The sequence below is a fragment of the Chryseobacterium sp. WG14 genome, assembly GCF_024586945.1.
Classification (GTDB): domain Bacteria; phylum Bacteroidota; class Bacteroidia; order Flavobacteriales; family Weeksellaceae; genus Chryseobacterium.
In genome coordinates, this window is sequence record NZ_JALCZD010000014.1 from 84,658 (window position 1) to 97,746 (window position 13,089).

Here is a 13,089-nt window from a genome sequence, read left to right on the forward strand (position 1 = left end):
GGATGCAGCATTCATCAATTATCTTTTATCAATCATCATTTATGAAAAAAAGACACGAACAGAAACTTATTATCTTAAGCATCGGGCTGATGATTGCTTTCAGCATTCCCATTTCATTGATTTTCAACAGTGAGAAAAGTGTTTTGGGCTACCCAATGATTCTGATCTACCTGTTTGCGGTCTGGATGATTTCCATCGTGATATCTTTTGTAATCGTAAAAAAGTATGATGAGTAGTTTCGCTTTATTTTTTGTAGTCTTGTTTTATCTGGCCCTTTTGTTCTTAGTTGCCTATCTGGCAGAGAAGAAGAAAAGCAAGATCTGGATCAACAATCCTTACATTTATGCTTTGTCTCTTGCTGTATACTGTACGGCATGGACTTACTATGGAAGTATTGGTGTAGCGGCTACAAGCGGATTAAACTATTTACCGATCTACATCGGTCCCATCATGATTATTCCTGCATGGATTTATATCAATACACGGATTGTAAGGATTTCAAGAGTCAATAAAATCAGCAGTCTTGCAGATTTCATTTCATTGCGATATGGAAACAGCAGAAGCTTCAGTGCTATTATTACAATAGTGTGCCTTCTTGGTATTGTTCCTTATATCGGACTGCAGATCAAAGCGATTTCCGAGACCTTCCATTTGGTTACAGAAACACCGATGTCAAAAGACATCCTTACGGACAACGCTACTTTTGTGGTTGTTTTAATTGCTTTATTTGCCTCATATTACGGAACAAGATACGTAGATGCCTCAGAAAAAAGGCTGGGAATTATTTCAGCCATTGCCCTGGAAAGTTTTTTAAAATTATTCTTTATTATCATTCTTGGATTTTTTGTCATTTATTATGTATTTGATGGTTTTTCAGATATCTATCAGAAAGCAAGCCAGTTTAAAGATTTTAAAGAAAAAAATACATTCAACGGAACTGAGGGCGCTATGAACTGGATGCTTCTGTGCATGATTTCCGCTACAGCCATCTGTATTTTGCCCAGACAATTCCATACTGCTATTGTAGAAAACAGACAGGAAAAACACATTAAAACGGCTATTTGGTTTTTCCCTCTTTACCTGTTGATTTTCACTGTATTTATCTTCCCAATCGCCTGGGGCGGAAGGTTGATTTTTGATGGACAGAAAGTAAATCCGGAGTTCTACTCTATTTTAATTCCACAACATTTTGACAACACATTGATTACGGTCTTGGTTTTCCTTGGCGGGTTAAGCTCCTGCATTTCAATGATCATTATCTCAGCTATTACTTTATCCATCATGTTATCCAATAACCTGATCATTCCTTATGGCTTGCTTGGAAAGTTCAAATCCGAAAGTGAAGAGCAGAATACAAGAAATATTACCAACATCAGGAAATTCAGCATTTTCGCACTGATTATCATGGCTTTTGCCTTCTATAAATATTTTATACTGAAGACCTCTCTTGATTCTGTAGGCTTAATTTCATTTGTAGTGATCGGCCAGCTGGCACCTTCATTTTTTGGTGCTCTATTCTGGAGAAGAGGGAGCTATAAAGGTGCTGTCATTGGGCTTATCGCCGGATTGGCAATCTGTTATTTCGGATTGATTATTCCTCAGTACTATTTTTCGTACAACCAGGAGTTCAAAGGTGTATTGAGAGACATGTATGATGCTTTCGGTTTTTTCACCATCCCTTATTTAGGAAGAATTCCACAGATTTTTTTCTGGTCAATTTTGGTAAATACAGGCTTATTTACCATTATTTCCGTCAGCACCAAAGGAAATTACAGAGAAAGGAACTTTGCTGAACTGTATGTAGATATCGACAAATATATTCAAAATCACGAAAACGCTTTTATATGGCGGGGAACAGCCTATATTTCCGACATTCAGAATATCCTCGAAAGGTTTTTAGGTAAAAGTAAAACAGAGCAGGCTCTAAGGATTTTCAACCTGAAATATAATATCGATTCTAACACAGAAACGGCAGACTCAAGGTTTATTAAATTCTCGGAAAACCTTTTAGCAGGAAGAATTGGTACCGCCTCCGCAAAAATATTGATTGAAGGAGTAACCAAAGAGGATAAAATATCTTTAAAAGAGGTATTGAATATCCTTGAGGAATCACAGGAAAATATCAGCTTAAATAAAAAATTGACAGAGCAGTCTGAGGAACTCCAGAAACTTTCTGATGATCTGCGTACCGCCAACGAAAGCCTGATTGTCAAAGACCGCCAGAAAGACGATTTTCTGGATTCTGTTGCCCATGAACTGAGAACTCCGATTACAGCTATCCGTTCCGCCGGAGAGATTTTAGCGGATGACGACGATATCCCTTTTGATATCAAACAGGAGTTTTTAAATAATATCATCACAGAATCTGACAGATTAAGTGAAATCATCAACGATATTCTTTATCTTGATAAACTACAACATGGAGAAATCCTGTTAAGTATTCAGGAAAGTAACATCATCGAGACTTATAAAAAAGCATTGAATCCACTCCTCCACCTGATCCAGCAGAAAAATATTCATTTAAGTGAAGTAAATCTTCTGAATCAGTTTATATTTGAATATGATGAAGCAAGGATGATCCAGCTTTTTCAGAATATTTGGGGAAATGCATTGAAATTCACTGATGAACAAGGTACTATACAAACCAAACTTTTTGAAAAGGAAAACCAGTTAATCATTTCTATTTTCAACACAGGAAAACATATTCCTGAGGAAGACCTGGAAATGATCTTTGACAAGTTTTATCAATCTAAAAACCAGAATATTTTAAAGCCTACGGGAAGCGGACTTGGGCTTGCTATTTCTAAAAAAATTGTACAGGCTCACGGCGGAAGTATCAAAGCTGAAAACAGCGGACTTGGTGTCACTTTCACCATCAGCATTCCCGAGATAATAATAAAAGAGATTAAAAATGAAGTTGAACATTCTTAAAAAGCACCTATGAAAAAGATAATCATTGCAGATGACGAACACAAAATATTAATGTCGCTGGAATACAGCTTTAAGAAAAACGGATATGACGTCTATATTGCACGCGACGGAACAGAAGTTCTGGAATTTTTAAAGACAATGATTCCCGATGTGATTCTTCTCGATATCATGATGCCGAACCTTGATGGATACAGCACGCTGGATCTCATTAAACAGGATAATAAAATGAAAGACACAAAAGTTATCTTTCTCAGTGCCAAAAACAATCCGAGAGATATTGAAAAAGGGCTTGAAATGGGAGCTGACGCTTATGTAACGAAGCCTTATTCGATTAAGAAACTGATGCAGCAGATTGAGGAGATGTTTGGATAGAGGTGTGATGCCGGATTTCAGATAAGAGATAAGAGATAAGAGACACGAGATATGAGATATGAGACATGAGATGAAAAGAAGGGACTGTTTCACCTTTAGATCACACTAAAACGACTACTTACGCTTGTCAAGGTTTAAAACCTTGACAAGCGTATTAAACCAAACACACGACTATTCTTATGAAGACAGATACGTTATTTAAACAAAGCATAGAAGATAAAGAAAGCTTCTGGAAAGACCAGGCCGCAGAAATACAATGGTTCGAGTTCCCGCAAAAGATCCTTTCAAAAGATAGTAACGGCTATCCTCAATGGTTTTCTGACGGAAAACTCAATATGTGTTATTTATGCATTGACAGGCATATTGAAGATGGTTTTGGGGATCAGGATGCCATTGTTTATGATTCACCCGTAACAGGTGTAAAGAAAACCTATACTTTCAACCAGGCCAAGGAAGAAATTTCAAAGCTTGCAGGAGGATTATTTTCTTTAGGATTAAAAAAAGGAGACACTGCAGTAATCTACATGCCCATGATTCCACAAACTCTTTTTGCCATGCTGGCTTGTGCAAGAATTGGGGTCATTCATAATGTAGTTTTCGGGGGTTTTGCCCCTCATGAATTGGTGGTAAGAATTGACGACTGCAAACCTAAAGTGCTAATCACCGCAACAGCAGGCATAGAAATCGCTAAAAGAATACCCTATCTTCCTTTGGTAGAAAAAGCAATTGAACTGGCACAGGATAAAGTGGACCATATTGTCGTTTACAACAGAAAATTGGTAGATAACCAGCATGAAATGTTTGACGGACTCATTGATTATGAGGAGCTGGTACAGAAGTCAGCACCGGCTGATTGTATTTCAGTGGAATCCACCCACCCTCTTTACCTTCTTTATACCTCTGGAACCACAGGAAAACCTAAAGGGATCGTTCGTGATACCGGTGGTTATGCTACAGCCTTACAATTTTCCATGAAATACGTATATGGAGTTGAACCGGGAGAAACCTATTGGGCAGCCTCGGATTTCGGATGGGCCGTTGGGCATAGTTTCTCTGTGTATGGGCCGCTAATCAATAGAAATACGACTATTATTTTTGAAGGAAAACCCATCATGACGCCTGATGCAGGAACTTTCTGGAGGATTATTTCAGAATATAAGGTTTCCGCTATGTTTACGGCTCCTACCGCTATCAGAGCTATCAAGAAAGAAGACCCCAATGGGGAATTAGTCAAAAAATATGATCTTTTCCATTTTAAAAAACAGTTTTTAGCAGGTGAGCGCTGTGATGTAGCAACACTGGACTGGTTTGCAGAGCATATAGGAGTTCCGGCCATTGATCATTGGTGGCAAACAGAATCAGGATGGCCCATGCTGGGATTACTGACCTCAGATCAGTACACCATCAAAAGAGCTTCTGCAGGAAAACCTATTCCGGGATATGATATTAAAATTTTTGATGAAAACGGATTGGAACTTGGCCCACATCATGAAGGCTACCTTGTGATCAAGCTTCCCCTTCCTCCGGGTGCATTACTCGGAATATGGAAAGATCATGAACGCTTTGAGGACAGTTATTTATCCCAATACAACGGTTATTATTTTTCGGGAGACGGCGCTATCCAGGATGAAGACGGTTACATTTTTATTACCGGAAGAGTGGATGATGTAATCAATGTTGCCGGACACAGGCTTTCCACTTCGGAAATGGAAGAAATTGTTTCCTCCCATCCCGATGTAGCAGAATGTGCCGTCGTGGGCATTGACGATGATTTAAAGGGTCAGATTCCTTTTGCAACAGTGGTTTTAAAAAACGGAACAGCGGTATCAGAAGAAGAAATAGAAAAAGAAATCATCCGAATGGTTCGTGAAAAGATTGGTGCGGTTGCCTTTTTAAAGAACGCTATGGTGGTCAAGCGATTACCCAAAACACGATCTGGAAAGATTTTAAGAAAGCTTATCAGAACATTACTTGACGGGAAAGATTTTCAGATTCCATCTACCATTGACGATGAGAAAATTATTGAAGAAATTCAGGAAAAAATCGAGGCTTATAAAGCTTAAACGATAATTTAAACATAAATTTAAAGTATAATAAAATTTCAAAAAAAACGAAAGGGATATGAGAAATTACTTAATAGAAGATTTACCACAATATTTTGAAGATTATAAAAAGTCTATCAAAAATCCTAAAAAATTCTGGGACAAGGTAGCTGATCAAAACTTCGTGTGGTATCAGCGATGGAGCAAGGTTGTTAAGTACGATATGAATGAAGCTAAGATCACATGGTTCAAAAATGCCAAACTCAATATCACTAAAAACTGCATAGACAGACATCTTGCCGTAAGAGGAGACAAAACAGCTATAATCTGGGAACCTAATGATCCTAAAGAAGAAGCACAGCATATATCTTATAATGAACTCTACACCAAAGTCAATAAAACAGCCAATGTTTTACGGGATATGGGAATTGAAAAAGGAGACAGAGTCTGTATTTACCTTCCTATGATTCCTGAATTAGCGGTTACCATGCTGGCCTGCGCCAAATTAGGAGCTGTTCATTCTGTTATTTTCGCTGGATTCTCTGCTTCTGCAGTGGCCTCAAGGGTGAATGACTGTGGCGCTAAAATGGTTATTACTTCGGATGGAAGCTACAGGGGTAATAAAGTTTTGGATTTAAAAAGCATTGTAGATGAAGCATTGGAAAAAACTCCGACTGTAGAGAATGTACTGGTAGTAAAGAGAACCCATAACGAGATTAAAATGAAGGACGGCAGAGATCATTGGCTGGCCGACCTGTACGAAAAAGCATCTCCTGATTTCGTGACTGTCATTATGGATTCCGAAGATCCTCTTTTCATTCTTTATACTTCCGGATCTACAGGAAAGCCAAAAGGAATGCTTCATACCTGCGCCGGTTATATGGTATACACCGCCTATACTTTTAAAAATGTATTCAACTATAAAGAAAATGATATTTACTGGTGTACAGCAGATATTGGATGGATCACAGGACATTCTTATATTCTTTACGGACCGCTGTTAAACGGAGCCACTACCGTTATCTTTGAAGGAGTTCCCACCTACCCTGAACCGGACCGTTTCTGGGAAGTGATTGAAAAACATAAGATCACCCAGTTCTATACCGCCCCTACAGCTATCCGTTCTTTAGCCAAAGAAAGTGCAGAATGGGTAGACAAGCATGATTTAAGCTCTTTAAAAGTAATAGGCTCTGTAGGTGAACCTATTAATGATGAAGCATGGCACTGGTTTAATGATCATGTTGGAAAGAAAAAATGTCCGATTGTGGATACCTGGTGGCAAACTGAAACAGGAGGAATTATGATTTCGCCTCTTCCATTTGTAACTCCTACAAAACCTACGTATGCTACTCTTCCTTTACCTGGAATACAGCCGGTTTTAATGGACGACAAGCGCAACGAAATTACAGGAAATCAGGTGACAGGAAACCTCTGCATCCGCTTTCCATGGCCGGGAATCGCAAGAACGATCTGGGGAGACCACCAAAGGTATAAAGAAACTTATTTTACAGCTTTCCCCGGAAAATATTTTACCGGAGATGGTGCTTTGAGAGATGAGGTGGGATATTACAGAATTACAGGCCGTGTGGATGATGTGATCATTGTTTCCGGCCATAATTTGGGAACAGCACCGATTGAAGACAGTATCAACCAGCATCCTGCCGTTGCAGAATCAGCAATAGTAGGGTATCCGCATGATATCAAAGGAAATGCACTTTATGGGTATGTAACCCTTAAAGAAACAGGAGAAGGCCGTGATAAGGAAAACCTTAAGAAAGAAATCAACCAATTGATTTCAGATCAGATTGGGCCTATTGCCAAGCTCGATAAGATACAATTCGTTTCAGGACTTCCTAAAACCCGTTCCGGAAAAATTATGCGTAGAATACTGAGAAAAATTGCAGAAGGTGACTTCAGCAATTTCGGAGACATCAGTACTTTACTGAACCCGGAGATTGTAGAGGAAATTAAGAATGAAAGAATTTAATTACTTTCAGAACATAAATAGAGAGACCGTTTCAACCATCGAACCGGTCTCTTTTTATATTGCTTACCTTAAACTTTTCAGGTTATTTATATTTTATTTCTAAACGCAGAGAAACGCTAAGAGTTTTACAAAAAAATTACTGTAAAAAAGATCGCAAAGCCATGACATTTAGCTAAAAATGCATCACATTGCTGAACGAAGTGCCTTTGCGATCGAAAATAAACATATACCAGGGAATGAACTTGGCGAGCTTTGCGTTTTTTATTACCCTGAATTGTATTTTATTTTTAAAAGCAGAGAAACGCTAAGAGTTTTACAAAAAAATTACTGTAAAAAAGATTGCAAAGCCATGACATTTAGCTAAGAATGCATCACATTGCTGAACGAAGTGCCTTTGCGATCGAAAATAAAAACATACCAAGGGGTGAACTTGGCGAGCCTTGCGTTTTTTTTAATTACCCTGAGCTATTTCATTATTTCAATCACAATATTAAACACGCGTTCAATAGATATCCTCAAATATTTTAACAATGTTTTATAGATAGAATAATAATAGATAATTTTTATTGATTTTTATTCAAATAAATCGGAAAATTATTACTAACTTTAATAACAACTTTAAAACCCATTAATTATGTCAAATATATTAGCTGGGCTATTTGAGCACAACAGCGATTACAAAAAACTGGAAAATGATCTGGAAAACTCAGGATTCGAAAATTCGGATTATATCATATACCTTAACAATGAAAATAATCACGCACAATATCTGGCAAGTGTGGCGGTGAAAGATAGCAGCCAGACAGACAGTGCCCGGAATATTTTCGACCAGCACATTGTCTTAAAGACGTATTTGTTTGAAAATATGAGCATCGATCAGGCCCATTACGATACTATAAAAAAATATATAGATGCAAGAAACAGGGCTGAAATTCATAACAGTCCTGACATTAAGTTCAAAATGTCAAGTGACGGTATGAATTCTGAAGTGAAGTTCTAATCAACATAAAACCTAGTAACCGGGAATCCGTAGAAATATTCTACGGATTTTTTATGCTTGAAAAACGTAAAATTTTTCGTATTTTCGTCTAAATATAGGTATTTACACAAATGAGTTACGACTTAGAACAAGAGAATAAAGAAATCCTTGCGAGATATAAAGATCTGATTTCTAACACCTACAGGACTTTGGATGAGGAAAACAACAAACTCATTCGAAAAGCCTTCGACATTGCATTGGATGCCCATAAAGATCAAAGGAGAAAATCCGGAGAACCTTATATCTACCACCCTATTGCCGTTGCTAAAATTGTAGCGACTGAAATAGGCCTGGGAGCTACCTCCATTGCCTGTGCTCTTCTTCATGACGTTATTGAAGATTCCGACTATACCTATGAAGATCTGAAGAAAATCTTTGGAGAAAAAATCGCAGGTATCGTGAATGGATTGACCAAAATATCCATCATGAACCATCAGAACATCTCTGTACAGTCTGAAAATTACAGAAAACTTTTACTGACACTTTCTGAAGATTTCAGGGTAATTCTGATTAAAATTGCGGACCGTCTTCACAATATGCGGACCCTGGAAAGCATGGCTCCGGATAAGCAGAAAAAAATAGCTTCAGAAACAGTTTATATTTATGCACCAATGGCCCACCGTTTAGGTTTATATAACATTAAATCTGAGCTGGAAGATCTTTCATTAAAGTACAACAATCCGGAGGTATATAACGAAATTACAGAAAAGCTGGAACTGGCTAAGGAAAACCGTGAGAGATATATTGAAGAATTCAAGACCGAGGTTTCAGAAAGACTCAAGGAAGAAGGTCTAAATTTCACTATCAAAGGACGTGCGAAAGCAATCTCCTCTATTTACAGGAAAATGCTGAAGCAGGGGGTTTCTTTTGAAGAGGTTTTTGATAACTATGCGATCAGAATTATTTATAAATCTGATGCCAAAAACGAAAAATTCCTGGCCTGGAAGATTTATTCTATCGTTACCGATGTATACCACAGTAATCCGTCAAGAATGCGGGACTGGATTACACAACCGCGTTCCACAGGCTATGAAAGTTTACATTTGACTGTTCTGGGGCCTGATAAAAAATGGATCGAAGTGCAGATCCGTTCAGAAAGGATGGATGAAATTGCTGAAAAAGGAGTTGCTGCCCACTACAAATACAAAGAGGGCTATAAACAAAGCTCCGATGACAGGAATTTTGAAAAATGGGTAACGGAGATCCGCGATGTGCTGGAACAGCAGCAGAACCTTTCTACTTCTGAACTTTTGGATAATATTAAGCTTAATTTATATTCTAAAGAGGTATTTGTATTTACGCCAAAAGGAGAAATCAAGATTCTTCCGACTAATGCGACCGCTTTGGATTTTGCTTTTTCCGTTCACTCGGATTTAGGGATGAAATGCCTGGGAGCTAAGATTAATGGGAAACTGGTTCCGATTTCCTATACCCTTCAAAACGGTGATCAGGTAGATATCCTTTCTTCACAAAATCAGAAACCAAAATCTGACTGGCTGGAATTTGTAGTGACTTCCAAGGCCAAATCCAAGATTAAAAGTTACCTGAATTCCCAGAAAAACCAGCTGGTAGAAGATGGAAAAGAAATTTTACAAAGAAAACTGCGCCATGCGAAGATCAACTTTAATGATGAAGAAATCAATAAACTTCAAAAATTCTTTAATTTAAAATCATCACAGGAGCTCTTCCTTAAATTCCAAAGTAATGAACTGGATGTAAGCAGTTTAAGAAAATATATTGAAAGTAAAAATGTATTCAATAATTTACTTTCAAGATTCAGAAAATCTCCGACAAAAAATCTACATTTCGAAGAGCCGAAAGAGCAAAATCTGGATATGATTGTTTTTGGTAAGGATGAAGAAAAACTGAACTACAGCTACGCAAAATGCTGTACGGTAATTCCCGGTGACAAAATTTTCGGATTTATTACCATTTCTGACGGAATCAAAGTGCACAGTGACAACTGTCCAAATGCCATCAACCTCAGAGCCCAATACGATTACCGTGTGATCCCTGCCAAATGGGTGAATGCAGAAAGCTTCAAAGACAGAGTGAAGATCGAAATTGAAGGGCTAGACAGGATGGGAATGATTAATGATATTACTGCTGTCATCAGTGGAAGTATGGGAATGGATATGAAAAGCATGTCTATTGAATCGAACAACGGAGTTTTTACAGGAAATATCAACCTTGAAGTAAAAAACAAGGGTCAGCTGGAAGAAACTTTCAAAAAACTTAAAAATATTAACGGCGTTTCCATTGTAAGACGCCTTCAATCATAAATATGAATTTATCTCTTTATTTTAAAAAATTTTTCAACAACAGCCAAGCTTCAGGAATTATTCTTATTTTCTGTGTGCTTATTTCATTATTAATTGCTAACTCATCAACTGCAGAAGCTTTTCAGCACTTTTTAGACAAGGAAGTGGGAACTCACCTATTTGGACTGGAATATCCTGTCAGCATCTGGATCAATGATGGTCTGATGGCTGTATTTTTTCTTTTGGTAGGTCTTGAAATAAAAAGAGAGCTTGTAGAAGGCGAGCTATCCTCTTTTAAGAATGCTTCACTGCCTATTTTTGCTGCGGTAGGCGGGATGCTGGTACCCGCAGCTATTTACAGTCTGTTCAATTCAGGAACAGAATATGGCAGCGGCTGGGGTATCCCTATGGCTACAGACATTGCGTTCTCACTGGCTATTATTTCAATGTTGGGAAAGAGAATTCCCAATTCAATTAAGATATTTCTTGCGGCATTAGCTATTGTAGATGACCTTGGAGCAATTCTTGTCATCGCCATCTTTTATACAGAGCAAATCCATTGGAGCTATCTTCTGTTATCACTGGGAATAACGGCTCTCCTTTTCCTGCTAAACTTTTTAAAAGTTACCCGCATTATATTTTATATTATTCCGGGATTATTTTTATGGTATTTCCTCCATCATTCGGGTATCCATGCAACGATAGCGGGAGTTTTACTCGCATTTTCAATTCCTACGAATGCTTCCAATGTAGATATTTCACCTCTGGAAAAGCTTGAGCACCAGCTCCATGTCCCTGTAAGTTTTCTGATCATGCCTATTTTTGCATTAACCAATACCAATATTACTTTCTCCAGCGAAATGGTTGCCGGCATTACAAGTACTCTGGGACTGGGAATTATCTGTGGGCTGATCTTAGGAAAGCTGATTGGAATAAACTTATTTTCCTTCATTGCGATCAAAATGAAATTGAGTTCCTTACCTCAGAACAGCAACTGGACTCAAATGATTGGTGTAGGTTTACTGGCCGGAATCGGATTTACCATGTCTATTTTTATAGCATTGCTGTCCTTTAAAAACGAAATTCCGATCCAGGATGAAGCTAAATTTGCTATTCTGATCGCTTCATTCTTAGCTGCAGTGTTAGGATATACCATATTAAGCATGAGCTCTAAAGAACATCCGGAACTGGAAGAAAATTAATCTTTCTTCCGGTTTTCCATTTTCCATTGGTGTTCCTTATTATTCTCAAAATCAGGTTCTGTAATCTGGCTGTGATAATGAGTGGTCTCTTTTTGAATTTCATCAGACAACAGCTTCTCTATTCTAAGCTTTCTGATAGCCATATTGAGTTCGTTTCCGAACAGGAGAAGATAGACATTCACATTCACCCAAACCATCAGCAGGATCATACTTCCAATCGAGCCGTAAAGCACATTGTAACGGGCTATATCTTTGACGTAAATAGCGAAAATATAAGTCGTAAGGACAAATAATATCGTCGTGAGAACCGCTCCGGGAACCGCCTGTCTGAAACGGGTAATTTTCACTGTGCCCAGCCAGTAAAATAAGGTGAGTAGAATAAAATAAAACAGAGGGAAGGACACAAATCCAATAATACTGGAAAGGTTATCCACCAGCCACGTAACATCATAGGCAGGTGTGAAAAGTTTCATCACCACTTCCACATAATAAACTCCAAACAGAGCCAGAAATACGATGGTAATAAAGCCAATGGTGATAAAAAATGAAAGAATAAATTCTTTAACATCACTGAGCTTTTCATCCGTATTTTCATTAAATCCGTTGATAAGGGAAAATGTACCGTTGGTAGCAAAAACCAGCGCCAGTACAATGGTAAGATTACTGATACCCTTCATATTGGGAATAATGTTGGTTTCTATATATCCCCTGACATCCCCTTCCATATTGGAAGGAAAAACATTATGCATCAATACTTCAAAAATATAAAACTGAAGCTTATCATAATGCGGCATATAGGGTAAAACCGAAAGCAAAAACAGAAGAAACGGAAATAAACTGATGGTAAAGCTCCAGGAAATAGCAGCTGCTTTTCTGCCTATTTTACCTTTAAAAATTCCTGAGATGTAAATCTGAAACATCTGCCACAGCGATATTCCCAAAACAGGAATATGGATGTCATCAAAAAACTCTTGAACTTTCAGGATAAATTTGGGAACCTTTATACTCATCTATGTTATAATTTGGTAATTAAGAAAGCAATAAAAAACTGAAACACTCATTTTAATAAGTATCTCATAAATTTCATCCATCTCTCATTACAAATATAAACATTTTCTGCCTCCTGCTTCCAACACTGAATTGTGTAGAACTGAGGTTGATAAACAAGAAGTATTAAAATCATAAAATATTCATCGTTATTGATGCAATACTTTTTAACCCAGGCAAAAAGGATTTGAAATAATACAAATCACGT

The 13,089-nt window shown here is 37.7% G+C and carries 9 protein-coding genes; 8 read left to right on the forward strand and 1 reads right to left on the reverse strand.

The window, feature by feature from the left end:
* The first annotated feature begins 41 nt into the window (after positions 1–41).
* The 8 genes from MP478_RS19590 to nhaA all read left to right on the forward strand — a co-directional run bounded on the left by MP478_RS19590 (position 42) and on the right by nhaA (position 11,834).
* Positions 42–236: a hypothetical protein gene (locus MP478_RS19590; RefSeq protein WP_230034759.1), complete on the forward strand. Its 195-nt coding sequence runs from the start codon at positions 42–44 to the stop codon at positions 234–236.
* Positions 229–2,931, forward strand: a complete 2,703-nt coding sequence (locus MP478_RS19595) for an ATP-binding protein (protein ID WP_257201424.1) — start codon at positions 229–231, stop codon at positions 2,929–2,931. The genes MP478_RS19590 and MP478_RS19595 overlap by 8 nt, the downstream gene beginning before the upstream one ends.
* A gap of 9 nt (positions 2,932–2,940) precedes the next feature.
* Positions 2,941–3,303: a response regulator transcription factor gene (locus MP478_RS19600; RefSeq protein ID WP_257201397.1), complete on the forward strand. Its 363-nt coding sequence runs from the start codon at positions 2,941–2,943 to the stop codon at positions 3,301–3,303.
* 179 nt (positions 3,304–3,482) lie between these two features.
* Complete coding sequence (locus MP478_RS19605) at positions 3,483–5,366, forward strand: AMP-binding protein (protein WP_257201398.1); 1,884 nt, start codon at positions 3,483–3,485, stop codon at positions 5,364–5,366.
* A 58-nt stretch (positions 5,367–5,424) separates the two neighbouring features.
* Entirely contained in the window at positions 5,425–7,332 is a 1,908-nt protein-coding gene (gene acs, locus MP478_RS19610; protein ID WP_257191060.1) for an acetate--CoA ligase, read from the forward strand.
* Between the two features lie 634 nt (positions 7,333–7,966).
* Positions 7,967–8,332, forward strand: coding sequence for a hypothetical protein (locus MP478_RS19615; RefSeq protein WP_230034751.1), 366 nt, complete (start codon positions 7,967–7,969; stop codon positions 8,330–8,332).
* Between the two features lie 110 nt (positions 8,333–8,442).
* A complete protein-coding gene (locus tag MP478_RS19620) occupies positions 8,443–10,653 on the forward strand; it encodes a bifunctional (p)ppGpp synthetase/guanosine-3',5'-bis(diphosphate) 3'-pyrophosphohydrolase (protein WP_257191059.1) in 2,211 nt (736 codons plus the stop codon).
* 2 nt (positions 10,654–10,655) lie between these two features.
* A complete protein-coding gene (gene nhaA, locus MP478_RS19625) occupies positions 10,656–11,834 on the forward strand; it encodes a Na+/H+ antiporter NhaA (protein ID WP_257201399.1) in 1,179 nt (392 codons plus the stop codon).
* Here the strand turns inward: nhaA and MP478_RS19630 are convergent.
* Positions 11,831–12,844, reverse strand: a complete 1,014-nt coding sequence (locus MP478_RS19630) for a YihY/virulence factor BrkB family protein (RefSeq protein WP_230034744.1) — start codon at positions 12,842–12,844, stop codon at positions 11,831–11,833. The genes nhaA and MP478_RS19630 overlap by 4 nt on opposite strands.
* Between the last annotated feature and the right edge of the window lie 245 nt (positions 12,845–13,089).

Excerpts from the sequence above, each read along its gene's own strand:
- acs (WP_257191060.1), top strand. The coding sequence starts at position 5,425 with ATGAGAAATTACTTAATAGAAGATTTACCACAATATTTTGAAGATTAT.
- MP478_RS19605 (WP_257201398.1), top strand. The coding sequence starts at position 3,483 with ATGAAGACAGATACGTTATTTAAACAAAGCATAGAAGATAAAGAAAGC.
- MP478_RS19615 (WP_230034751.1), top strand. The coding sequence starts at position 7,967 with ATGTCAAATATATTAGCTGGGCTATTTGAGCACAACAGCGATTACAAA.
- MP478_RS19590 (WP_230034759.1), top strand. The coding sequence starts at position 42 with ATGAAAAAAAGACACGAACAGAAACTTATTATCTTAAGCATCGGGCTG.
- MP478_RS19600 (WP_257201397.1), top strand. The coding sequence starts at position 2,941 with ATGAAAAAGATAATCATTGCAGATGACGAACACAAAATATTAATGTCG.
- MP478_RS19620 (WP_257191059.1), top strand. The coding sequence starts at position 8,443 with ATGAGTTACGACTTAGAACAAGAGAATAAAGAAATCCTTGCGAGATAT.
- MP478_RS19595 (WP_257201424.1), top strand. The coding sequence starts at position 229 with ATGAGTAGTTTCGCTTTATTTTTTGTAGTCTTGTTTTATCTGGCCCTT.
- MP478_RS19630 (WP_230034744.1), bottom strand. The coding sequence starts at position 12,844 with ATGAGTATAAAGGTTCCCAAATTTATCCTGAAAGTTCAAGAGTTTTTT.
- nhaA (WP_257201399.1), top strand. The coding sequence starts at position 10,656 with ATGAATTTATCTCTTTATTTTAAAAAATTTTTCAACAACAGCCAAGCT.